The sequence below is a fragment of the Actinomadura sp. 9N407 genome, assembly GCF_044326315.1.
In the GTDB taxonomy this organism is placed as follows: domain Bacteria; phylum Actinomycetota; class Actinomycetes; order Streptosporangiales; family Streptosporangiaceae; genus Spirillospora.
Window position 1 is genome coordinate 105,463 of sequence record NZ_JBIRAW010000012.1, and the last position, 21,182, is coordinate 126,644.

A 21,182-nucleotide genomic window follows, 5' to 3' on the forward strand; every position below is an offset into this window, starting at 1 on the left:
TCGCCTTGGTCAGCGGCCGCCGAGGGATCGGTACGGCCGGAACCGCTTGATCCGGCGCGTTCCGGCGTCGCCCTCGGAGGCGTCGAAGGCCTCCTGGGCGGTCCATTCCGAGTAGTCCAGGATCCGGCGGCCGTCCGAGCTCACATGGAGACCGGCGGCGACAAGCCCGGACGGCCTCGCCCGTTCCCGGGCGTCCGCCAGGCCGTCGGCCTTGCGGTAGGCGTCCTCGAGCCCCTCGGCTTCGATGAACTCGGTGACGACGATCCCCGGCTCCGACCGTTCGCCATCGGCGGCGAAACTCCGGTGCAGGCGGTAGAACGCCAGGTCATGGCGCTCGATCCCCGGCACGGCGGCGTCGACCCGATCGACCCGCGGCTTGCGCCCGCTCTCGGTGAAGTCCCGGAAGGCCTGGTCGTCCTGCCACTGGGAGTAGTGCAGCAGCGTGGAGCCGTCCGTACCCAGGTAGAAGCTGTAGGAGTACAGCCCCTCCGGCCAGGACGCCTCCGTCCACACGTCGACCAGGGTCTCTACGGTCGTCCGCTGCCGTTCCGGGGTCCGTACGGTCCACTCGCTGGACATGACCGTCCCGACGCCAGTCCGTGCGATATCAGGCAGTGCGTTCGCTATGTCGTTCATAGGAACGAAGCTACGAAGCCCTGCCCCAACGGGAATCCGTCAACCGACTGGCCCGACAACCGTCCACGCCCAAACCGCCACCTCAAGACGGCCCAGACGGTGGGACACCCCCGCGAAGACACCGAGACAAGGCAGAGGGTGCGCGGGGAACGACTCCCCCTCTTTTCAGGCATGCCACGTCGTGCTCGTTAGGGAGCGAGACATCCTCTCGTAGAGCATCTCGAGTGGCGAGAGCTGCTTGAAAGCGCTCGTGCTGCTCTGGATGGTGGTACGGGCGTAATCCTCGCTCTGCAGCAATCCCGGCACCGTATTGCGAGCAATCGGCAGGATTTTGTTTGGGCGCAATAGCTGAACCTCGTCCGACCGGGGCGCGTTTTCGAGGCCCAAGTCATCGTCCGATAAAGCCAAGTCGTCGTGCGATAAAGCCAAGCCGTCGTCCATGTGCCTTTGGGTCTCATCGCGCTGAGCGCACAGAAGAACGCCCAGCTACATCGCCTGCCGGTCAACCAGGCACATTGACCGTGACCAAGGCGCCGGCGCCCGCTCGTGCCTTTGATGCCGGCAGCCCTACGCGGAGGCGGCGGACCAGGTGATCAGGGGTGGACGTACGGCGGCACACAGCGGCTGTCCCGATGTGTCGGTCAGCCCGAGCCTGGCGACCAGGACGCCGGAACGGGCGGCGTTCTCGAGGATGCCGGGCTCGATGCCGTCGAACATCAGCTTCGCCCGCCGGAACATCGTGAAGGTGTTGTCCTCACCGACCCTGCCCCACGACAGATAGATGAACCGCTCTCTTGGGCCACCCTGGACATGGCGTCCGGTGATGTCGCCGTCCTTCGTGTCGCATTCCAGTGTCCACACCGCAGATGGGGCATCGCCCGGGTGAAGGCCGAGCAGCTCATCTGGACGGCCTCGCGACTGAACACCGATGTGGACGTTCTCCTGCGTACGTCCAGGCAGGTCAGTGGCCTCGATCCGGATCAGCACGTGGTCCTCCCTCCGGCGAGGTGGTGGGCTATGCGGCGTAGTCGGGTGGCGTAGCGGTGCTGGAATTCGGGGGAGTCCGGTGCGAGGCCGTAGACGGTCCGGATCATGTGCGGCATGACGGCGGGCATCGTGACCATGGCCATCGTCAGCAGCATCACGGCCTCGGGCTCCAGGTCGTCCGCCAACTCTCCGGCGGCCTGGCGGCGGCGCAGGTCGGAGAGGTCCTCGCGCTGCTCGTCCGGGATCTCGGCGAGGTCCTCGGTCAGGCCGCGCCAGACGTTCAGCCGGCCGCCGCGGGGGTCGGCCTGCGCGTCGCGGAAGTAGCGGAGCCAGAGTTCGCCGAGCGGGGTCTCGGGGGCGTTGAGCTCGGCCTCGCGTGCGAGCCACTGGCGGCCGATCTCGCGGTAGAGGCCTTCCTTGCCGCCGAAGTAGTAGCTGATCAGCTGCTTGTTGACGCCGGCGCGGTCGGCGATGTCCTGGACGCGGGCGCCCGCGTAGCCCTTGGCCGCGAACTCCTCCAGCGCGGCGTCGAGGAGCAGCCGGCGGGAGCGCTCGGCGTCCAGCCTGCGCTCCTCGGCCTTGGGCGAGCGCCGGGGCGGTCTCGTCGTCCTGTCCACGGCCTCATCGTAGCCAGGAGCTCATCCATCCAGTTGTCTGACAAGTTCATCCGTTTGGTTGACGATGGCGCACAGTCGAACAGAGGAGAAGGCATGATCCTGGTGACCGGCGCCACCGGAACCGTCGGCCGGCCCGTTGTGGCCGAGCTGGTCCGAGCGGGCCACAAGGTCCGGGCGCTCACCCGTACGCCCGCCACGGCCGACCTGCCGAGCGAGGCCGAGGTCGCGAGCACGGCCGACCTGCCGCTGGACGGCATCACGTCGATCTTCGTCAACCCGGCCGTGTTCTGGACGGGCCTCGACGAGCTGCTCGCGCGGGCCGCCGGGAACGGGGTCCGGCGCATCGTGCTGCTGTCCTCGCTCGCGGCGGCGGACAGCGCGCCCGGCAACATCATCGGCGAGCACCATCTGGAGAAGGAGCGCGAGACCGAGGTGGAACAGATCACCGGACGGCCGGGACGTACGTTCGCCGAATGGGCCGCCGATCACGCCGCCGACTTCATCTGACCCCGTGGCCCGGCCGGTCGATCCGATGCCGCTTGTCCCCCGGGAGAGCTACCGCCGGGTGTCCGCTCCAGCGGGATGGCGGGGCCTGCTGCGCTCCGTAACGTCTGGTGTGCCGCTTGGCAGTCGCCGCGGATACCCAGCCGAGAGGATCGGAATGATGGCAAGCACGGACCATTTGGACGGCACGCTTCAGGAGGCCGGACCGTCCATCGGCCGGCGCCGGTTGCGCACGTTCCGCGTCCCCGTTCTCCTGGTCACGCTGATCTTCGTGATGGTGGCGACCGGCGGTGTCAACCAGCTCGTCGCGTCCGTCCCGATCCTCGCGCTGCCGGTGGGCATCGGTCTCGCCGTCGCCGGTCTGGCCTGCTATCGCTGGCTGACCCGGACGGTCGAGCTGCGGACGGCCGTCCCCGAGCTCGAGCCGGCGGGCAGGTGGTCCCTGCTGGTACGCGGGGCGCTGCTCGGGGCGGGCGCGTTCATCGCGTTGATGCTGCTGATCGGGATGTTCGGTGGCTGGAAGGACCTGTCCTGGGGCTCCGTCGGCGGGCTCGTCGCGACCGCCGGCATGATGGCGGGCGTCGCGGTCACCGAGGAGACGCTGTTCCGCGGGGTCGTGTTCCGCATCCTGGAGGAACGTGCCGGGACCGTGGCCGCGCTGGCCGTGTCCTCGCTGCTGTTCGGCGCGATCCACCTGGTCAACACCAACGCCACGCTGATGGGCACGCTCTCGATCGCCCTGACGGGTGGGGTCATGCTGGCCGCCGCCTACGTCGTGACCCGCTCGCTGTGGCTGCCGATCGGCCTGCACTTCGCCTGGAACTTCACCCACGCGGGGATCTTCGGTGTGGTGATCTCTGGCTCGGACATGCCGCCCAACGGCCTGCTCAACACCACACTGTCCGGCCCGTCCCTGCTGACCGGTGGCACGTTCGGGCCGGAGGCCAGCCTGCTGGCGCTGCTGGTGTGCCTGGTGCCGACCGTCCTCCTGCTGCGGCACGCCGCCCGCACCGGCCAGATCCGGCGCCGCCGCACCGAGGCCGTGTCCGCTTGAACGCCCACGATCAGCGGGCGCCGGTTCCCCATCCCGGCAGCAGCGACGGAAGGTCCGCGAAGGGCGGGCGGGGGCGCTCGGGCGCGGAACTCTCGCCGTCGTCACCGTCCCAGTTCCGGCCGTACTGGTCGGGCAATACGCCCCATCCCTCGTACGGAACGGGCCGGCTGGGCATGCCGCCGAGCTCATCGAGCGGGTCGACGCGCTGTTCACTGACGGTGCACAGGTGCGTCCAGTCGTCCCCGAAGTCGAAGACGTAGGCGAACCGCTCGCCGGTCTTCAGGCGGCTCAGCTTGGTCGTGTCGCTGTCCACGGTTCCTTCCGGGGCGTCCCCGTCCCACCACTCCAGGAAGCTGACGTGCGTTCCGCCGGAAAGGGTGAACATGTGCAGGTGTGCCAGGTCCCAGCGGGCGAAGCTCATGTCGATCGCCTCGGCGAGCTGGGCGAACGAGTGGGTACGGGCGGCGGCGAAGACCCGTCCTGGCCGGGGCCAGAAGTCCGCTCCATGGCCGGACACCAGCTCCACACGGATCGACAGCCACGTACGCGCCATCGCCGACGCCCCCTCAGATCAAGCGTTCAGAGTCCAGAGCGAGATTAGTGCGGCCCGTGCCGTACCGGCCATGCGTCTCGATGGACGGGCGGCCTCGCCAGAACCACATTCTGAAAGCGCCCCCGGGGCCGTCCTCGATCTCGGAACAATGTCGGGCATGCCGTACACATTGCCCCTCGTCCTGCCTGATTCCTTGGTGGACGCCCACCAGCTCGATCTGACCGCGCCCTACTCGGCGGGTTGGGGCGTCCATGCGTACGACGTCGTAGCGGCCCCCAACGGGGAGACGTACGCGCTGTACAGCGTGTCTCGGTACACGCCGACCGTCGACAGGAAAGAGCCCGACCCTGCCATTGCGCACTTCACCTACCGGGTCATCACGCGGTACTCGCCGGACGGCGTCCCGCAGGCCACCGCGCTCTGCTGTCCCTGGGCCCCGAACGAGTGGGCGTCGGCTGTGGCCAACGGGAATGACATGACGCTGTGCGTGCTGCCGGACGGCCTGCTCACGGCGAACGCTCACCCGGACCGCACCACGTTCATCGCACCTGATCTGAGTGAGGTGGTCGCCACCTACGAGACGGAAGGACGGCGCTCGTTCGAGGAGTTCGTGCCGGGCGATCCGTTCGCGGGCTCGATCAGCACGACGCCGTCCGGGCGGCTGCTCTGCGTGACCAGCGAGTACGGGGTACGCGGGTACGGCAACTCTCTGCCCAACATCGTCGGGCTCGCGGACGGCGCACTGACGCCGGACCACAAGCCCTCCATCCGGGCGATCGCCTCCCTCGATCCGGAGCCGGCCCGTCAGACCGAGGACGACCTGCGACCCCATGTCCGGTTCGAGGGGCGGCCAGTGGGCCTGGACAACCGGCCGAGACCGTCGCTGACCGAGACCTTCGAGCCGGGGGCGCTGGTCAGCCGCTTCGGCCTGGACCAGCTCGGCCGGCCCGCGCCGCTCTCGGACGACCTGTTCGTGGTGCCGGCCATCGCCCGTCGCGGCAGCAGGGGCGGCTCGTTCGTCTTCGCTCTCGTCAACGACGAAGCGGAGGTGACGGGACCCTTGCAGGGGATGGACAAGTGGGGTGACAGCCCGTTCACGGGCGAGTGCTTCAACGTGGCGGCCGGTCACGGGCACGCCTTCCACCTCAACCGGTACGGCCTCTACGCCTGGGACTCCGATGGGCAGCTACAGACCAAGCTGAGCACGCAGGACAAGGCGTTCAAGCCCCTGAAGAACTTCACGCTGATGACCTGTTCGCCCGCCGGTGAACTGCTCCTCGTCCACGCCAGGCAGCACCTGGTGCTGCGCGTACCCGTACCTGGGAACCTCGATCAGCTGGGAACGGCCGTGGAGGCGGCTCTACGCGGCTACACCAAGGAACGCACGGCCCTGAAGAACCTGTGGGCGCCGACCGAGTGGCACTGGGTCCAGCCGGACGCGCAAGCGCACCGGCTCTAAGGAAACCAGGGCCGAAGAAAAGTCGTCGGTGGCGGTCACATCTGTCTCGTCGGCTTCGTCAGGGGGGTGAACGGATCAACCGGGAGGGACCGAAAGGCCCCGCTCCCCTTTTGCGAAGGAAGCCCATCATGAACGCCTCCCCTGCCACCTCCGACTCGCTCGTCTCGCGGCTCCCCAACCCCCAGCAGCTCGTCCCGGACCTGGGTGCGGTCGCGGGTGCCCTGTTCAAGGCCGTCGGGAACGGCTCGGTCCCGCAGACGACCGTGAGCCTGGTGCAGCTGCGCGCCGGGCAGATCGTCGGCAGCACGTACCTGACCGTTCTGCACACCGGCAACCTGCGCAAGGCCGGCGAGGCGGAGGAGCGGATCACCGCCGTCGCGACCTGGCGGGACGCGCCCGGCTTCACCGGTGCCGAACGAGTCGCGCTGGAACTGGTGGAGGCGGTGCTCACCCCGGCCTCGCACGGTGAGCGCGTTCCGGACGAACTGTACGCGCGAGCGGCCGAGCACTACGAGGACAAGGCGCTGGCCACCCTCATCATGGCCATCGGCCAGGTCGGCTTCTTCATCCCCCTGGCCCTGATCGGCAAGCCGCGCCCGGGTGTGTCGCCCGAGCAGCAGTGGCGCCCGGCCACGGCCGAGTAGCGCACGAGACCGTGTCCCGGGGCGGCTGCCGCCATCGAGCCCCGCCCCGGGACCGCCTTTCTCCTCCTCTCTTTTCCTCCCGCTCGGGACCGGCGCGTGCGTGACCACTCCCCGCGCCGATGACATTTCCGTTCGCGGACTCTCATCGAAAGAAGTGAATTGCTGATGACGCATGCCCTCCGGCGGGGGCCGGCGCTCGCGCTGCTCGCCGCCACACAGTTCGTCCTGGTCCTGGACGCCTCGATCGTCGGTGTGGCGATGCCGTCGATCGGCGCCGACCTGGATTTCGCCCCCGACGACCTGTCCTGGGTGGCCAACGCCTACATCCTCACGTTCGGCGGACTGCTGCTGCTGGGAGGCCGTACGGCCGACCTGGTGGGGCGCCGCCGGATGTTCATGGTCGGCATGGCGCTGTTCACCGCCGCCTCCCTGGTGGGCGGGCTGTCGGTCGACGCCGGGATGCTGGTGGCCGCCCGAGCGGCCCAGGGCGTCGGCGCGGGGCTGGTGTCCCCCGCCGCGCTGTCGCTGCTCATGACGGTCTTCGCGGCCGGGCCCGAACGCAACAAGGCGATGGGCGTGTTCGGCGCGGTCGCCGGGGCGGGCGGCGCGGCCGGATCGATCCTGGGCGGCATGCTGACCCAGTGGCTGGGCTGGGAGGCCACCCTGTACGTCAACGTCCCGATCGGGCTGGCGGCGATCGCGCTGGCACCGCGGTTGTTGCCGGAGGCGTCCGACCGTACGGCCCGCGGGTTCGACGTGCCCGGCGCACTGACCGCCACCGGCGGCCTGGCACTGCTGGTGTTCACCCTGGTGGAGGCCAATGACGCCGGATGGGCCTCGGCGCGCACGCTGGGCCTGGGCGGGCTGGCGCTGGCGCTGGTCGCACTGTTCTTCCTCATCGAGACGCGGGCCGAGCAGCCCTTGGTGCCGCTGCGCGTGTTCCGTCAGCCGACCCTGCGCGGCTCCAACATCGTCGCGCTGCTCGCCCAGATGGCGATGGCTCCGCTGTTCTTCTACCTGACCTTCTACATGCAGCAGGTACTCGGCTTCGACGCCGTCCCGGCCGGGCTGGCGCAGTTGCCGCTGGCGCTGGGCATCGCCACCACCGCCGCCACGGCGGGCACCCTGATCGCCCGGCTGGGGCTGCGGACCACGATGGCGTCCGGACTAGTGGTCACGGCCGCCGGGTTGGCCTGGTTCTCCCGCATGTCGGCGGACGGCTCCTTCACCGCCGACGTGCTCGGCCCCACGCTGCTGATCGGAGTCGGCGCGGGGCTGGTGTTCGTCACCACCACGGTCGGCGCGACCTCCGGTACCCGCCCCGAGCAGGCGGGGCTGGCCTCCGGCCTGTTCACCACCGCCCAGCAGTTCGGCGGCGCGCTCGGGCTGGCCGCCGTGGTCGCGATCTCCACCGCCCGTACCGCCGGCGCCGGAGGTGCCGCGACCGTCGCGCTCACCGAGGGCTACCGCACCGGCATGCTCACCGCCGCCGCGTTCGCCCTGGCAGCGGGCCTGCTCGCCGCCCTCCTCATCCCGGGCCGTTCCGCCACCCCCGCCAGCGACTCCCAGCCCGGTAGCGACACCCTGCCGGCACCCGAACCCGTCGCCAGCTGATCCACCGAACGAACAGCCGACTCGGCGGCCGGATCGCCTACCCCGCAAGGGCACCGATCCGGCCGCCGAACGACTCCGGCACCCCGCCATCCGTGGCCGTGCCCGGGGCGTTGACTCGTGGCGTGTTCGCCTGGAACGACATGGCCAGAGGCGAACACGCCACGAGTCAACAGAAGCGAGCGGCACGGCGAAGGACCGTGGTCACCGCACTAGGGAGGAGGGACCGAGTGGATCAGCGATCATGCAGGAAAAGGTCGGCGGTCCCGGACGGCCGGCGGCCCGGCCGGGTAACGCTTCGGGCGTCCTCCGGCCGGGCCGGTGTCGGGGCCCCGCCTGCGCCTGGCGACCCGGTCCAGGACCGGGCCGTGCGGTCGGGGTCAGGGTTGCAGGTGGGTGAGGTCGAGGGCGGCCAGCCGGTCGGGGTCGGACAGGATGTCGATCTCGGCGATCCGGCCGTCGGCGACGGTGAAGCACATGATCGAGAAGAGGTCGCCGTCGATGGTGTTGACCAGCCCCGCCGCCCCGTTGACCAGCGCGGGACGGGCGGTCGCCGCAGTGGCCATGCGCTGGAAGACCGCCAACTGGCCCGACACCGCTGCCACGCCGTCCAGCACCCGCATACCGCCGGGCACCAGCGTGCCTGCGTCGGCGCGCAGCACGACATCGGGGGCCAGAACGGAGACCAGTGCCTCCATGTCGCCGCCGCGCGCGGCGGCCAGGAAGGCGTCCACGACCCGGCGCTGGACGACCGGGTCGGGATCGGGCACCGGGGCCGTGCCCTGGACGCGCTGCCGGGCACGGCTGGCCAGCTTCCTCGCCGCGGCCGGGCTGCGGTCGACGATCAGGGCGATCTGCTCGAACGGCATCCCGAACATGTCGTGCAGCACGAACGCGAGCCGTTCGGCCGGGTTCAGCGACTCCAGCACCACCAGCAAGGCCAGCCCCACCGAGTCGGCGACCAGAGCGTGCCGTTCGGGATCGGCGCTCTCATCGCTGACGACCGGGTCCGGCAGCCGAGCCTCCAATGGGTGCTCACGCCGCTGCCGCCGCGAACGCAGCATGTCCAGGCACACGCGGCCCACCACCGTGGTCAGCCAGCCGCCGAGATTGTCGATGTCATCGGAAGGCGAGGCCGCCAGCCTCAGCCAGGACTCCTGAACGGCGTCATCGGCTTCGGACAAAGACCCCAGCATCCGATAGGCCACCGCCCGCAGGTGCGAACGGTGTTCCTCGAACAGGCCGGCCAGAAAGTCATGCTCTTCCACGGTCACTCCTCAGACAGACGACGCTCACCTCGATGACGAATGGAACCGGAGCGATGTGACCGCAGCCCGTCCCGCTCCCCATCGACGCCGCGCCCGAGCCCGAGTCCGGCGGCATCGCCGGCTTCACCGGCCCGGCGGTCACCACCACCCGAGACCGGCAGGAGCCGTTGACGGCCGAGGCCGGCCGCGAGGGGTCGTCAGCCGAGCTGCTCGGACAGCCCGATGATGATCCCTTCGGGGCCTCGGATGAAGCAGAGCCGGTAGCTGTCCTCGTACTGGGCCACCTCGCCGACGAGTTCGGCTCCGTGCGTGCGCAGGCGGGCGATGACGTCGTCGATGCCTTCGACGAGGAACATGATGCGGCGCAGGCCCAGCGTGTTCGATGGTGCGTTCCGCGGCTCGCTGCTGACCGCCGCCGGCGAATGGAACCTCGACAGTTCGACCCGCCCGTGGCCGTCCGGGGTCCGCATCATGACGATGTCGGCACGGACGCCGTCGAGCCCGATGACACGGCCGGCCCAGTCTCCCTCGACGATCGTCTTGCCCTCCACCTCCATGCCGAGTTCGGTGAAGAACGCGATAGCGGCCTCGAGGTCGTCGACATTGATGAGGATGTTGTCCATCCGCAGGATCGTCATGGTGATTCCTTCCTCGTCGCGCGGCCGTCGTGGCCACTGATGTAGCTAGGACGGAGCCGACGCCGCAATCTCGACACGGGAAGCGTGCTGATGTTGGGACCTGCTTCTGGCCGTCACCGCCTGGGCTTCCCCATGCTGCCGGACGAGAACACGCCGGCACACCTATCCCCGGTGATCTGGGACGAGGTGGTGGAACGACCTGTCAGGCGTCGGCCCGCATGGGCTCCCGCGCCAGGCGCTCCACGTCGGGACGCAGCGGCATGTCGAGAACGCGGTCGGGCGCGAGCCCGACGATCAATCCGGCGGCTCGACGGTCGGTCCGGCGGCTCGATACATCCTGTGCTTGGAGCGTGGCTCCCGGCACATCCAGGATCGCAAAAGGTACCCGTATCCAGGTGAGTACGGGTACTCAAGCGCATCGTCGCCCGGCGCGCGACGATGCTATGCATGGAATGGAATGGCTTTCCGCCGCTGTGGGCCGATATCGCGGTCGCGGTCGGGCTGCTCGCCGTCGATGCCGTGTTCCTCCTGGGTCCCGTGATCGCCTTCCTTTTGAACCTGGGCTGGTTCCCCTCGAAGATCCGCGTTCGGGAGTTCCTGCGGTTCAACTGCGGGTTCGCTTCGGCTTCTGGTGCCGCCGCCGTGGTGACCGGCGGTGGAATGCTGGCTCTGGGTTTCTGGATTACCGGCATCGTTCAGATCGCCCTCTTCGGCGGCCTTGCATTGTGGGGTGCCGTTTCCATTCCCTTCAAGCTCTGGGACTGGAGAAAGAGCGAACGACCTCGTTCATCCTGACCGAACGCCAGGCCGCGGGAGAACCCGGATGGGCCGGGCCAGAGCCCCCGATGCCCTCCCTCAGCAGGTCGGCCCGCGCGGCGATCTCTTCGCGGAAGCGGTCGGGCGTGGCGTCCCAGTAGGGGTCAGGCGTGGACTCGCATGTGCTCCCGCGCCCATTCCTCGAAGCTGGTGAGCGGGATGCCGAGGTCCCTCGCGTACTCCGGGCGGCCCGGCTGGCCTGCCACGTTCAGCCACTCGTGCGAGGCACCCATCGGTGGCATTCCGGCGGCGAGGGCCTCCTCCTCGGTCATGTCCGGCGCGGACAGCCGCGTACCCAGAGCATGGGAAAGGACCTCGGCGATCTCCGTCATGGACAGGTGCTCGCTCGCCAGTTCCAGTTCGATTCCGTCGAATCGCTCCGGCGCGGCGATGGCCGCGGCGGCCGCCGTGCCGATGTCGTCCACCGCGACCAGGGACAGCCGGGTCTCGGGGTTCAGGACGCTGACCAGGCCGCCCTCGATGCCCCGCGGGAACAGGAACGCCATGGACGGAAGGAAGTTCTCCATGAAGAAGCCCGGCTTGAGGAGCGTCCAGTGGGGGAAGCCGGCCGAGCGGAGCCGGTCCTGGATCGCGCTCTTGGCGGTCATGGTGGGTTCCATCGAAGCCCAGCGGCCTTCGGCCCAGCCGGGAGTCTCCGTGTGCCGGCCCGCGCCGGTGACGGACGTGTGCACGAACTGCGGCACACCGGCGGCCTTCGCGCCCTCGATGAGGTTGACGCCCTGGGCCACCTCCCCCGCGAAATCGAAGCCTTCTGTGGTCATGCCGGGCATTTGCACGGAGAAAACGGCGCGAGCGCCTGCGGCCGCCCGGATCACCGAATCGCGGTCGTGAAGGTCGCCGGTGACCACTTCGGCGCCGAGCGCCTCGACGGCCTTCGCCCGTTCGGTGGCCGGGTCGCGTACCAGTGCACGGACGGGTACGCCCGCCGCTCGCAGGGCACGGGCGGTGGCCCCGCCCTGCTTGCCGGTGGCGCCGGTGACCAGGACGGGTGCGGAAGCTGCGGACATGGCACTCCTCGGGACGGGACAGCTAAACGGCGGGGCCCGCCGTTTCTGTTCGGGTACGATATGGCGGGCCCCGCCGTTTAGCAAATCTGGAGGTGACGCCATGCCCGAGCGCCTGCGCTCCGACGCCCGGCGCAACTACGCGCGCATCCTCGCCGTGGCCGAGGAGGAGGTCGCCGCCCATGGCTCCGGCGCCTCCCTCGAACAGATCGCCCGCACTGCGGGGGTCGGCTCAGCGACGGTACGGCGGCACTTCCCCAGCCGCCACGCACTGCTGGAAGCGGTCTCCAGAAAGCGCATCGATGCCCTGTGCGTCCGCGCCCACGACCTCACCGGGAAGGGCGATAGCCGGGACGCGCTCCTGGAGTGGATGAGCGACGTCGTCGCCTACTGCGTCGCCGCCCGTGGGCTGGCTGCCGCGCTGTCCTACGACAGCGCCGGGTCCGACCTCGTGCACGAGAACTCCTGCTCGGCGGCACTGGAACAGGCGGCGGAACCTCTACTGCGCCGCGCCGTACAGGACGGCGCGGTGGCGGAAGGCGTCACCGTCGCCGACCTGATCACGCTGGCCGTCGGCATCACCCTCGCCACGGAGCACCACCCCGACCCCGCCGCCCAGGCGGACCGGCTGTTCCGGCTGGCCGTGGCGGGACTGAGCCCGCAAACCTGACCAAGGCGCACGCACGGCCGGCAGAGCCGAGGACGGGCCGCATTCGCCATCTCGCCCAGGCGAAGAAGGCGCGAGGCGGAGCCTTCCCCGATCGGGACCCGACGTTCCACTGAAGCCGACACCGCTTACCCGTGCAGATAAGACAGATACCCCAGGATTTGCGCCTTCCAATAGTCAGGCCATGGCGATCGCAGCGGGCATTGTGCTTCTCTGGTTTGGCCGGAAAAGACCAACACATTTGCCGTTCGATCGAAGCGGGGCCCGACACTCCGGCAGCGTCGGATACACCGCTCCTCTGACGGGGAAGGAGTCGCCGGGATGCGCAGCGCCAAAGAGAGGTTTTCGCTGACGAGGAAGAGGGCGACCGTTTACACCCTGGGAGCCGCCGCCACTACCGTCCTGGTGGGAGCGTCAACGATCGTCCCAGCACAGGCCACGGCACCACTGCCCACACGGGCCGTCGCGTCCGGCGCCCAGGCGCTTCCGTGCCGGGTGGCCGCTTCGAGGCTCGTTTTCTTCAGGGCGCTGGAACTGTCGAAATGCAGCGACGGATACTACGGAAGCTGGAACGGGATCCCGGGCGATCAGCTCTACCTCAGAAGCGCCAATGGCACGATAACCCGCCTGATGACGGTGACCAGAAACGGCATCTCTGACACTTCTCCGGCCGTTGGCGACTATGGAGGGCCATGGGCGGCCTGCGCCTACCTCCCGTCGCTCAGGCAGACGCATTGCACCGCGCACGCCTGGTGACTCCAGCGATCATGGCGGCCGGTGCATCAGGCTGGTGACGTGCTCGTGGGACCGCTCGACGAGCAGGCGGCTCGGCTTCGACCGGCTGAGCGGTCACACCTGCCGGCGCGGGATGGTCGTGATAGTCGCGTGAGGCCACGATCTCCTGCCCGTCTCCCTGCGAGATGAGGGGAACGGTGATCAGTCCGGTGCCGTAACGATCGGTCCGAGCGGGGCCGGGAGCGCCGCGAGGTCGCGAAGCCGTTGGGGAGGGAAGTCCGTCCACTGGTCCTGCGGGTCGCGGGCCGCGTGCAAGTGCCGGTCGAGGAATCGCTGCCAGCGCCGTAGCCCGTCGATGGCAGCGCCGATATCGAGTTCGCCCGCTTCGATCGCGTCCGCGAACTCGTCCAGGTCGAGCAGTCGCTGATGGCGTCCATCGGTCGGGACCATGACGTCGATGTACAAATCCCTGACGATGATCGAGTCTTCTTCTGCGCTGACATGGACGAGGTCGACGTACCAGGTATCGGGTCCGCTCTTGTCCCGGTCGACGCCCCCTGTGGAACGCCAGGCAGGCTGCGACATGCTCACACCGAGGTCGAGCAGCACGAATACACGTTCAAGACGGGTACGGCCTGGCCACGGCGTGAAGCGGGCCGGCAACTCGAACTCGTAGGCGAGCGTGTCGTCCAGGCGAGCACCGGGCAGCGGCCCGAACAGCGGGTCCGGATCCCCATGGCGGCCCCGCCACACCTCAACCTGCTCCACGAGTCCTCCTCGGGTCCGTTGGGCTCGGCCGCGACGCTCAAGCGGTCGCTCATCCTCCGCAAGTCCGGGTGCTCACCCAGCCCGCATCCCTGCCACCTGGCCGGACGAGCTCACTGATCACACGCAGTCCCAGTAGAAACGCCCCTCGCGCCCGTCGGGGCTGAGGAAGGCGTAGCCGGTGCCGCCGCCGAAGTTCAGGGCGTACGGCTGGCCGTCCCACCCCTCCTGCCCGTGGAGCTGGAAGAAGAATCGCCATGGTGACGGCACCTCTATCCGGGGCTGCCAGAGGTTGGGTCGCCCGCCGAAGTAGCTACGCGGCGGGAAGATATCGGTCTCCGGGAGATCGATGAACTCACCGGCCCGTTCGGCTTCCCAGCAGGCGATCTCTTCTTCCAGCACTCGTTCCTCGGCTGGATCCAGCGGGGAGGTCTCGATGTGCAGCTCGACCGGCACATGCTCGTCCCAGCTCGTACCGCGTCGCCAGAGGGAGGGGCCTGTCTGCGCGTCGGTGACGTTCAGGAATTCGGGGATCCTGCCGCCGGGCTGGACGAGCAGGGCGTTGTCCCCGCCCTCGGGGGCGAAAGTGGCCGCGGTGCCGTCATCGTCGGCGACGAACAGATAGGCCATCCGCTTCTCATCGCCCGGAACCGGGAACTGCCCGACGAACATCATGGGAGTGCCGTACGCGCTGGACGACGGCCAGCAAGGATCGTCCAGCCACACCGGTTGCCCGCCCAGTTTGGCGGCCGGCTCGCAGATCGGCGACGCCGCAGGTCGGAAGGCCATTTGCAGTCGTGGTGAGAGCCAGGCATCACCGGGGCCAGAGGCGTCGCGAAGCTCTTGCCGCCTCTGGCTTACGTTCCCCTGCTCGTCCACTGGTTCCGTCTCCCTTAGAGCGCTCGACGAGTAGTGGATCTTACTTGCGGTGGCGCCTTTCCGGTGGCTTGTGGCGAGGAGCGGTGAAGGGCGCCGAAATAAGTTGATCTCCAAAGTGGTGTCGGACAGGCTGCTTGCCGGAACGGCCTGGCCGGGTGGCCGGGCGTCCGAGCACGACGGAGGTCAGGAGCCGTGTCGTACCCGAAGATCCCGCAGCGGTTCGGCGACAGGCCGTTGCCCGGCGGGAACTGGGTGGCCGAAGAGAAGATCCACGGCGCGCATCTCGCGCTGGTCGGTGACGGCCGTACGGCGCGAGCGGCCGGGCGACGCGGACTGCTGGACGAGGATCGGCTCGAGTCGTTCTTCGGGGTGACGCGCTTGTGGCCGGTGCTGGCGACAGCGACGGCGGCAGCGGCCCGTGCGACCGGGCACGAGGTGGTCTTGTACGGGGAGCTGGCCGGCGGCGGATATCCGCACCCGCAGGTACCGCCGGTCGAGGGCGTCAGCCCGGTGCAGGCCGGCGTTTGGTACGGCCCCGACCTGGTGTGGTTGGCGTTCGACTGCGCCGTCCGTACACCGTCGGGACCGCGCTGGATGGGCCGCGCCGAGCTGGCGGACCTCGTGGCCGAGGTGGGCTTGGCATGCGTGCCGCTGCTGGGCCAGGGCCGACGGCAGCAGCTCGGAGATCTGAACGTGGACTTCCCGACGCTGGTGCCCCGCACGCTGGGACTCCCCGACCTGCCCGACAACCGCGCCGAGGGCTATGTCCTCAAGCCCGCCGGATCTTGGGAGGCAGGGGAACGGGGACAACGGCCGGTAGTGAAGGTGAAGCATCCCGACTTCGCCGAGGACGCCCGCTACAACGGCGCCCGGCCGTTCGTGCCGCCGCCTGGCGGCGTCACGGGCGTACCGGCCTGGTTGCTGACAGCCGCAGTCGACCGGCTCACCCCACCACGAGCGGACGCCGCCCGCAGCAAGCTCGGCCCAGGCGCCAACGCCGCCGAACTGACCGCCGAGGTGGTGGCCGACCTGCTCAGCGATCTCGATGACGACCTGGGCGGCCTGCCCGAGCCCGACCGCGAACGCCTGGCCGCCGCGCTCACACCCGCGGCCCACACGCTGGTCACACTCCAAGGTGGTCCGCCAGCCGGTGCGGCTGTCCTATCCGGTGAGCTCTGAGAGCGCGGGCCACACCTGCACGGCCGCGAAGGCGCCGGGGAGGGAGGACACCAGCCGGCCGTCCGGGGCGAAGGTCATGGTGCTCATCGGGAACCAGCCCGGCCCTGGCTCCGGCCCCATCACCGCGAACGGTCGCCCGCCCTGGTCCAGGAAGAATGCGCGTCCGCCGTAGTCGACGGCGACCGTCCCGTCCGCTGGGTTCACCGCTGCCAAGCAGGTGTGCACCATGTCCTTGCTCGGAATCATGTTCACTCTTTCGTGCCGCGGGATCGTTCCCCAGCTCGCAAGGCGGCGACCGTTCTCAAGACCGCCCGCGCACAGGTGGCCGTCGGCCGCCAGCACGCGATCGCGCGCGGAGTCCACCAGCACGGACCGGATCCAGACCCCGCGGTCGCTTGCGGGCGACCTCAGGGCGGGTACCTCGCGGTCGGCGTCGCGCAGCGTCCGGATCGGTGTGCCTTGGCGCAGGTCCCACACCACGACCGAACGGTCCCAGGCCATCGTGACCACCCGGCGCTGGTCGGGGGTCACCGCGATCCACTTCACCTCCTCGGTGCCCGGCAGCACGAACCTGCAGTAGCCCGTGTCCAGATCCCACACCCGCGTACCGTCCCTGGCCGCCGTGACCACGACCTGACCAGCCGCCGAGATGGCCTGGATCGGGTGGGCGTGCCCGGGCAACTCCGCGATCACCGTCCAGTCGGCCGTGCCCCAGATCCGGATGCCGTACTGCCCGAAGGCGTGCATGCTCGTGGCCAGCCGCCCACCGTCCGGCGTCAACGAGGTCAGACCGACCCCCGGCGCGCCCGCTTCCACCCGGGCCTGCTCACTGGTGGACAGCGAAACGGTGAACAGCCGGCCGTAGGCGTCAACGACCACGCAGGTATCCCCATCAGGGAGAACCGCACGTGCCTCGGGGATGTACGCCCGCCGGATCTTGATCGTGCGACGTGGTGTCAGGACTTCGATCACGGCCGGCTCTCCAGGGTCAGTGTCAACGCGCCGACCGCTGAGACGTCCGGCGCCCGCCAACGATCTGACGATCAAGGCCCGCCGACCATAACGGCCGAGATCGACCGAGGCCCCGGGTTCATCGACATCGACTTGCAGGCACCCTCGGACGCCTCGAACTCGATGGCGAGAAGCGGCTGATGCCCGCCCGCTCAGCGTGAGGCATCACAGGCCAGAGCGTTCCGCTGCCTCGTCACTGACGAGGGAGCCTGAGCCGGAGGCGAGTACAGCCGTCGAGCATCTGCCCGTCCGTCCTCGCCCATTCGGGCCGCCTGGCGGCGTCACGGGAGTACCGGCCTGGTTGCTGACAGCCGCAGTCGGCTGGCTCACCCACCAAGAGCGGACGCCGCCCGCAGCAAGCTCGGCCCGACCGCCGACACCACGGAACTGGCAGCCGAGGTGGTGGCCGACCTGCTCAGTGACCTGCCTAACGCGACTCTTCACTTCAGCCAGCCGAGAGCCCGCGCTGGCTTCGCAGGGCCAAGACCGCCCTGCTCAGTCGAGAACGTCGCCCTTGAGGCGTACGGGGGCTTCGGAGGACGAGCCGGAGAGATGACCAGCCGCAACGCTGACCCGACCCCTACAGCCCCTTTGCCCGTTACTCGCCTGGGCGGGACAGGTTGTCGGCTGGCTGGAGTCCTTCGATGAAGGCGCGAAAATCTGTGGCGAGGTGCAGCTCGCTCTTCATTTCATTGTCGATCCAGGTGACGTGTGGCTGGTGATGGGCGCGGTAGTCCAGGGCGATCCAGCAATGGCCGTCGCCGGACAGCAGTACGAGCCCGGGCGGCAGGCCCCATTCCTTGACCAGGTAGGGGGTGTCGAGGAGTGCGACGGTGTGTTCGGCGCGCCCGATCCCGAAGAGATCGGTGAAGGGGACGTGGTCAACCGCCCAAAAAGTGGGTTGGCTGGTAGGAAAGGCGTCCCACCTGTCGCTCACCGGTCCACCGTTACGAATGCGTAGCAACTCCAGCAGTTCCGCAGGGAGGGCGACGCCGAGGTGTCGTTCCGCCTCCTGCACCAGGTACTCGGTCAGCGGTGGCTGAACGCCGTCAGTACCGCTTCCCCAGAAAGAGGCCTTAACCTGCTCGAACGGCGTCATGAGCCGCATCCTATGCATTGTCGCGGGAGGGGCGGTGACGAGCGTGGTGAACAGCGGGATCGTAGGGCGTGCCGTTCCTGAAGCAGGTGTGGATGACACGGAGCCACCCGCGGCCGAGAATCCGTGCTCCAGCCACGGGCTCGATCTCACGTCTGGATCATCACCGCATGCTTAGCGGATGGCGGTGTCGTCCTTGATCTCCTCGAAGAACGCCTTCCATTCTGCGCGGCTGAACGCCAGCACCGGGCCGGACGGGTCCGTACTGTCCCGTACGGCCACATCTGCGAGACCGAGCCCAGCCACCTCAACGCATTCTCCCTGGTGGCCACTGTGGGAGCTCTTCCGCCACGCGAGAGCAGACGGGTCATGAATCAGGGGCATAGTTCGCGCTCTCCATAGACATGTCACAGGTCTTCTACTGTTGCGGCAATCAAGTCGAGGGTATCCCGAGGACTGAGGGCAACAGCGTTCAGGCGACGAAACGCCAGCTGATAGTGGCGCACCTCCTCCGGCTCTTCAAGGAAGAGTTCGCCAGCGATCGTCTCTACGTAGACCGCGTCCGGATCCGAGTCCTCCAGGAACGACAAGATCGAAAATGCACCGGTCATGCCTGGATGCGCTCCCGCCGCGTAGGGAATCACTTGGAGGGTCACCCGGGGAAGCTCCGTCATGGCCAGCAGATGCTGGAGTTGCGCACGCATCACCTCCCGTCCACCGATCTGCCGCCTGATCGCAGCCTCGTCGATGACGCCCCAGAGCTGTGGTGGCTGCGACCTCGTCAGAAGTTCCTGACGTTCGGCACGGATCTCAATCTTGCGTTCGACCTCCTCAACAGTGGCCTCGTCAGGCCCTCCGATGATCAAGGCGCGAGCGTAGTCAGCGTTCTGGAGAAGACCCGGAATCAGCAGCGGCTGGAACGTGAGCAGCGATGACGCTTCGACCTCTAGGCCGATGTAGGTGCTGTACCGCTCACTGAGCATGTCCTTGTAGGCGTGCCACCACCCGCGCTGGCGCCCCTGCCTCGCGAGCAGAACCAGCGCCTCCCGCTGCCGCTCGTCAGCGACCTCGTACACGTCCAGCAGGTCAACGATGTCCCGCGGATTCGGCCGCTGCCACTCTCCACGCTCCATACGAGTGAGCTTGCTGGTCTGCCAGTCGAGTCGCTTGGCCACCTGCGTCGCCGTCAGTCCCGCTTCGTCGCGCAAGCGCCGAAGCTCAGCAGACAGGCGCCGGCGCCGCAACGTCGGACTGTGCCGGCCATCTGCCATGCAACCTCCTTGGGTCAAGCGGTGAGCAGATCGTAGAGCACATGGCTGATCGCGGAGCGAAACCACTCATCAACAGACTTATAGTACGCGAACCAAAATAGGTATTGCGAATCGAGCGACCTCGCGCAAGGATGCGGATGAGTAGTCCACAGCAGTGGGGCCTGGCCATGCACCACCACGGACAGTAACGACCTGAATCCGGACCAGGCTTTGTACGTCGTCACCATCGGCGTCCCTGACTGCTGACCGATGCCCCCGTCCGCTCGCTCTGGAGACGACATGCCTTCACTCCCGTTCGACGCCACCTCCCCTGCCAATGGCAAGCCACCGAGCCTTCCTTACGGCGGGGCGTACGGCTGGCAGCTCCCAACAACAGCGGCATGCGCGTCCCAGGCACGGTCCGCTCTGGCTTCGGCCATGACGGTCCTGGGCTACTCCCATGACGTGATCGACGACGGGATGCTCGCGGTCAGCGAGCTGGCCACGAACGCCTACCAGCACGCCGCCCGCGTCGGCCCGTACGGCGCCATCACCACCCCTGAGCTCTGGATGTGGGCACGCACCCGACCTCAGAACGAGCTGGTGGTCACGGTCTTCGACGCCTGCCGGAACGCCCTCCCGCAACCCAACGGGCGCGAACTGCTGGACGAGCACGGCCGCGGGCTCGGCATCATCGACGCCCTGTCCTCCTGCTGGGGCTGGCACCCCTCCCGTGCCTGGATCGGCTCACCACAGACACAGGGCAAAGCGTCCTGGTTCGCACTCCCGCTACCGGCCCGCTGGCCGATGACAGCTCGGCCAATCCCACCGGCGACAGCAGCGGAGCGCCTTCTCCTCGTACTCCGCTCACGCCACGTCCGCTGCGTCCGCCGTAGCGACGACATCGGCATCTCGCTCCTCACCGCGGGCACCCTGAACATCTGGGTCAAGCCGGCCTCGTTCTCCTGGCGGCTGAACGGCGACGACTACGCCTCCCACCCCCTCATCGACGTGCAGGAAGCCGCCGAACACATCGTCCAGACCCTCGAAGAGGCCGAGCGTCCCGTCCCAACGTGACCGCCACCGGGCCCACCAAGCCGAAAACCCTTCATGCGCAGCCGAGGTGCGCTCCCCAGCCGCCACCAAGTCCCCCTACATCAGGCATGGAGACCAGAGTGTCCACAGCAGCCAACCTCTACGTGAGAGACCCCCGCCGCACGCGCGTGAACGCGCATATCCTGCTCCTCTTCCTCCGCCACCTGTTCCCGGGCTGGGAGTTCAGCCTCGACCACCACGGCGTCTGGCGCGCCAACGGAACGATCCTCATCAGCGCTACCAGCGCCGACGACCTGCTCGAATGCCTCGCCGTCGCGGCACCCGACGCCTACACCCGAGCGCTCAGCATCTTGAACGACGCGGACGCGTAACCGCGCAGCATCTCAACAGCCCGAAAATTCGGTCGGTCGCCACACAAAGCCCTACATAGGACACCGCACAAAATGTCATCAGAGGTCAGCCGTACTCGCAGCCCGGGCTCCCCGAACACCGCAATGCAGCCTCTACTCGCTCTGTACGACGTATCCTCCAGCCGCCATTACGGAACCATCGACGCGATTCGCTGACCCCTTGCTTTCGAACTTCCGAGTTCTACAAACGCAATGGTTGCCACTGAACGAGCGGTGATCCGTCACCACGTACTCCGAACGACGGTCGCAGACCAATGACGCATTCGGGGACGATCTCCGGGCCCCTGCCGATGGCACCGTGTCTGATGGAAGACTGGCGAAG

At 68.5% G+C, this 21,182-nt stretch carries 24 protein-coding genes; 10 read left to right on the forward strand and 14 right to left on the reverse strand.

Annotation, left to right across the window (positions count from 1 at the left end; translation table 11 throughout):
* Positions 1 to 9 precede the first annotated feature (9 nt).
* The 4 genes from ACH34Q_RS20705 to ACH34Q_RS20720 all read right to left on the reverse strand — a co-directional run bounded on the left by ACH34Q_RS20705 (position 10) and on the right by ACH34Q_RS20720 (position 2,240).
* Positions 10 to 579 carry a hypothetical protein gene (locus ACH34Q_RS20705; protein WP_395984628.1) on the reverse strand — a complete coding sequence of 190 codons (570 nt, stop codon included), beginning with the start codon at positions 577 to 579 and terminating at the stop codon, positions 10 to 12.
* Between the two features lie 222 nt (positions 580 to 801).
* The gene (locus tag ACH34Q_RS20710; RefSeq protein ID WP_395984629.1) at positions 802 to 1,077 is read right to left on the reverse strand and encodes a hypothetical protein; all 276 of its coding nucleotides are present in this window, start codon (positions 1,075 to 1,077) and stop codon (positions 802 to 804) included.
* A gap of 126 nt (positions 1,078 to 1,203) precedes the next feature.
* A complete protein-coding gene (locus tag ACH34Q_RS20715; RefSeq protein WP_395984630.1) occupies positions 1,204 to 1,623 on the reverse strand; it encodes a DUF5990 family protein in 420 nt (139 codons plus the stop codon).
* Positions 1,617 to 2,240 carry a TetR family transcriptional regulator gene (locus ACH34Q_RS20720; protein ID WP_395984631.1) on the reverse strand — a complete coding sequence of 208 codons (624 nt, stop codon included), beginning with the start codon at positions 2,238 to 2,240 and terminating at the stop codon, positions 1,617 to 1,619. Before ACH34Q_RS20720 ends, ACH34Q_RS20715 begins: the two co-directional genes overlap by 7 nt.
* 93 nt (positions 2,241 to 2,333) lie before the next feature.
* Here ACH34Q_RS20720 and ACH34Q_RS20725 point away from each other — a divergent pair, with 93 nt between their 5' ends.
* Together ACH34Q_RS20725 and ACH34Q_RS20730 are read left to right on the forward strand one after the other, a co-directional pair.
* Complete coding sequence (locus ACH34Q_RS20725) at positions 2,334 to 2,747, forward strand: SDR family oxidoreductase (RefSeq protein WP_395984632.1); 414 nt, start codon at positions 2,334 to 2,336, stop codon at positions 2,745 to 2,747.
* A 157-nt stretch (positions 2,748 to 2,904) separates the two neighbouring features.
* Complete coding sequence (locus ACH34Q_RS20730) at positions 2,905 to 3,798, forward strand: lysostaphin resistance A-like protein (protein WP_395984633.1); 894 nt, start codon at positions 2,905 to 2,907, stop codon at positions 3,796 to 3,798.
* A gap of 10 nt (positions 3,799 to 3,808) precedes the next feature.
* On the opposite strand, the gene ACH34Q_RS20735 is transcribed toward ACH34Q_RS20730, so the two are convergent.
* The gene (locus ACH34Q_RS20735) at positions 3,809 to 4,351 is read right to left on the reverse strand and encodes a hypothetical protein (RefSeq protein ID WP_395984634.1); all 543 of its coding nucleotides are present in this window, start codon (positions 4,349 to 4,351) and stop codon (positions 3,809 to 3,811) included.
* Positions 4,352 to 4,508: 157 nt separating this feature from the next.
* Here ACH34Q_RS20735 and ACH34Q_RS20740 point away from each other — a divergent pair, with 157 nt between their 5' ends.
* The 3 genes from ACH34Q_RS20740 (at position 4,509) to ACH34Q_RS20750 (ending at position 8,068) form a co-directional block, all read left to right on the forward strand.
* Positions 4,509 to 5,810: a hypothetical protein gene (locus ACH34Q_RS20740; RefSeq protein WP_395984635.1), complete on the forward strand. Its 1,302-nt coding sequence runs from the start codon at positions 4,509 to 4,511 to the stop codon at positions 5,808 to 5,810.
* Between the two features lie 128 nt (positions 5,811 to 5,938).
* The gene (locus ACH34Q_RS20745; protein WP_395984636.1) at positions 5,939 to 6,454 is read left to right on the forward strand and encodes a carboxymuconolactone decarboxylase family protein; all 516 of its coding nucleotides are present in this window, start codon (positions 5,939 to 5,941) and stop codon (positions 6,452 to 6,454) included.
* 165 nt (positions 6,455 to 6,619) lie between these two features.
* Entirely contained in the window at positions 6,620 to 8,068 is a 1,449-nt protein-coding gene (locus ACH34Q_RS20750; protein ID WP_395984637.1) for an MFS transporter, read from the forward strand.
* 377 nt (positions 8,069 to 8,445) lie between these two features.
* Here ACH34Q_RS20750 and sigJ read toward each other — a convergent pair whose 3' ends face one another.
* Both sigJ and ACH34Q_RS20760 read right to left on the reverse strand, forming a co-directional pair.
* On the reverse strand, positions 8,446 to 9,333 hold the full coding sequence (gene sigJ, locus ACH34Q_RS20755) for an RNA polymerase sigma factor SigJ (RefSeq protein ID WP_395984638.1): 888 nt from the start codon (positions 9,331 to 9,333) through the stop codon (positions 8,446 to 8,448).
* Positions 9,334 to 9,530: 197 nt separating this feature from the next.
* Positions 9,531 to 9,971: a VOC family protein gene (locus ACH34Q_RS20760; protein ID WP_395984639.1), complete on the reverse strand. Its 441-nt coding sequence runs from the start codon at positions 9,969 to 9,971 to the stop codon at positions 9,531 to 9,533.
* A gap of 447 nt (positions 9,972 to 10,418) precedes the next feature.
* On the opposite strand from ACH34Q_RS20760, the gene ACH34Q_RS20765 reads away from it, so the two are divergent.
* The gene (locus ACH34Q_RS20765) at positions 10,419 to 10,766 is read left to right on the forward strand and encodes a hypothetical protein (protein WP_395984640.1); all 348 of its coding nucleotides are present in this window, start codon (positions 10,419 to 10,421) and stop codon (positions 10,764 to 10,766) included.
* Positions 10,767 to 10,891: 125 nt separating this feature from the next.
* Here the strand turns inward: ACH34Q_RS20765 and ACH34Q_RS20770 are convergent, their stop codons facing one another.
* Positions 10,892 to 11,815 carry an NmrA family NAD(P)-binding protein gene (locus ACH34Q_RS20770; RefSeq protein WP_395984641.1) on the reverse strand — a complete coding sequence of 308 codons (924 nt, stop codon included), beginning with the start codon at positions 11,813 to 11,815 and terminating at the stop codon, positions 10,892 to 10,894.
* A 100-nt stretch (positions 11,816 to 11,915) separates the two neighbouring features.
* Here ACH34Q_RS20770 and ACH34Q_RS20775 point away from each other — a divergent pair, with 100 nt between their 5' ends.
* Positions 11,916 to 12,482, forward strand: a complete 567-nt coding sequence (locus ACH34Q_RS20775) for a TetR/AcrR family transcriptional regulator (RefSeq protein WP_395984642.1) — start codon at positions 11,916 to 11,918, stop codon at positions 12,480 to 12,482.
* Between the two features lie 933 nt (positions 12,483 to 13,415).
* Here the strand turns inward: ACH34Q_RS20775 and ACH34Q_RS20780 are convergent.
* The gene (locus ACH34Q_RS20780) at positions 13,416 to 13,982 is read right to left on the reverse strand and encodes a DUF402 domain-containing protein (RefSeq protein ID WP_395984643.1); all 567 of its coding nucleotides are present in this window, start codon (positions 13,980 to 13,982) and stop codon (positions 13,416 to 13,418) included.
* A 117-nt stretch (positions 13,983 to 14,099) separates the two neighbouring features.
* Positions 14,100 to 14,858, reverse strand: a complete 759-nt coding sequence (locus tag ACH34Q_RS20785) for a hypothetical protein (RefSeq protein ID WP_395984644.1) — start codon at positions 14,856 to 14,858, stop codon at positions 14,100 to 14,102.
* A gap of 192 nt (positions 14,859 to 15,050) precedes the next feature.
* Between ACH34Q_RS20785 and ACH34Q_RS20790 the strand changes: the two genes are divergently transcribed.
* Complete coding sequence (locus ACH34Q_RS20790) at positions 15,051 to 16,037, forward strand: RNA ligase family protein (RefSeq protein WP_395984645.1); 987 nt, start codon at positions 15,051 to 15,053, stop codon at positions 16,035 to 16,037.
* Here ACH34Q_RS20790 and ACH34Q_RS20795 read toward each other — a convergent pair.
* From ACH34Q_RS20795 to ACH34Q_RS20810, 4 genes are all read right to left on the reverse strand, one after another.
* Positions 16,020 to 16,916, reverse strand: a complete 897-nt coding sequence (locus ACH34Q_RS20795; protein WP_395984646.1) for a WD40 repeat domain-containing protein — start codon at positions 16,914 to 16,916, stop codon at positions 16,020 to 16,022. The two genes, ACH34Q_RS20790 and ACH34Q_RS20795, sit on opposite strands and share 18 nt — an antisense overlap.
* A 730-nt stretch (positions 16,917 to 17,646) precedes the next feature.
* Entirely contained in the window at positions 17,647 to 18,147 is a 501-nt protein-coding gene (locus ACH34Q_RS20800) for an SMI1/KNR4 family protein (RefSeq protein ID WP_395984647.1), read from the reverse strand.
* A gap of 171 nt (positions 18,148 to 18,318) precedes the next feature.
* Positions 18,319 to 18,528, reverse strand: a complete 210-nt coding sequence (locus ACH34Q_RS20805; protein ID WP_395984648.1) for a DUF397 domain-containing protein — start codon at positions 18,526 to 18,528, stop codon at positions 18,319 to 18,321.
* Positions 18,529 to 18,551: 23 nt separating this feature from the next.
* Positions 18,552 to 19,415 carry a helix-turn-helix domain-containing protein gene (locus ACH34Q_RS20810; RefSeq protein ID WP_395984649.1) on the reverse strand — a complete coding sequence of 288 codons (864 nt, stop codon included), beginning with the start codon at positions 19,413 to 19,415 and terminating at the stop codon, positions 18,552 to 18,554.
* A gap of 279 nt (positions 19,416 to 19,694) precedes the next feature.
* Here ACH34Q_RS20810 and ACH34Q_RS20815 point away from each other — a divergent pair, with 279 nt between their 5' ends.
* A complete protein-coding gene (locus ACH34Q_RS20815; protein WP_395984650.1) occupies positions 19,695 to 20,471 on the forward strand; it encodes an ATP-binding protein in 777 nt (258 codons plus the stop codon).
* Positions 20,472 to 20,569: 98 nt separating this feature from the next.
* Positions 20,570 to 20,821: a hypothetical protein gene (locus tag ACH34Q_RS20820; protein WP_395984651.1), complete on the forward strand. Its 252-nt coding sequence runs from the start codon at positions 20,570 to 20,572 to the stop codon at positions 20,819 to 20,821.
* The last annotated feature ends 361 nt before the right edge of the window (positions 20,822 to 21,182 follow it).

Coding starts and splice junctions, on each gene's coding strand:
- ACH34Q_RS20800 (WP_395984647.1), bottom strand. CDS start 18,147: ATGACGCCGTTCGAGCAGGTTAAGGCCTCTTTCTGGGGAAGCGGTACT.
- ACH34Q_RS20805 (WP_395984648.1), bottom strand. CDS start 18,528: ATGCCCCTGATTCATGACCCGTCTGCTCTCGCGTGGCGGAAGAGCTCC.
- ACH34Q_RS20710 (WP_395984629.1), bottom strand. CDS start 1,077: ATGGACGACGGCTTGGCTTTATCGCACGACGACTTGGCTTTATCGGAC.
- ACH34Q_RS20810 (WP_395984649.1), bottom strand. CDS start 19,415: ATGGCAGATGGCCGGCACAGTCCGACGTTGCGGCGCCGGCGCCTGTCT.
- ACH34Q_RS20705 (WP_395984628.1), bottom strand. CDS start 579: ATGTCCAGCGAGTGGACCGTACGGACCCCGGAACGGCAGCGGACGACC.
- ACH34Q_RS20725 (WP_395984632.1), top strand. CDS start 2,334: ATGATCCTGGTGACCGGCGCCACCGGAACCGTCGGCCGGCCCGTTGTG.
- ACH34Q_RS20815 (WP_395984650.1), top strand. CDS start 19,695: ATGCCTTCACTCCCGTTCGACGCCACCTCCCCTGCCAATGGCAAGCCA.
- ACH34Q_RS20750 (WP_395984637.1), top strand. CDS start 6,620: ATGACGCATGCCCTCCGGCGGGGGCCGGCGCTCGCGCTGCTCGCCGCC.
- ACH34Q_RS20770 (WP_395984641.1), bottom strand. CDS start 11,815: ATGTCCGCAGCTTCCGCACCCGTCCTGGTCACCGGCGCCACCGGCAAG.
- ACH34Q_RS20735 (WP_395984634.1), bottom strand. CDS start 4,351: ATGGCGCGTACGTGGCTGTCGATCCGTGTGGAGCTGGTGTCCGGCCAT.
- ACH34Q_RS20745 (WP_395984636.1), top strand. CDS start 5,939: ATGAACGCCTCCCCTGCCACCTCCGACTCGCTCGTCTCGCGGCTCCCC.
- ACH34Q_RS20760 (WP_395984639.1), bottom strand. CDS start 9,971: ATGACGATCCTGCGGATGGACAACATCCTCATCAATGTCGACGACCTC.
- ACH34Q_RS20730 (WP_395984633.1), top strand. CDS start 2,905: ATGGCAAGCACGGACCATTTGGACGGCACGCTTCAGGAGGCCGGACCG.
- ACH34Q_RS20765 (WP_395984640.1), top strand. CDS start 10,419: ATGGAATGGAATGGCTTTCCGCCGCTGTGGGCCGATATCGCGGTCGCG.
- ACH34Q_RS20775 (WP_395984642.1), top strand. CDS start 11,916: ATGCCCGAGCGCCTGCGCTCCGACGCCCGGCGCAACTACGCGCGCATC.
- ACH34Q_RS20740 (WP_395984635.1), top strand. CDS start 4,509: ATGCCGTACACATTGCCCCTCGTCCTGCCTGATTCCTTGGTGGACGCC.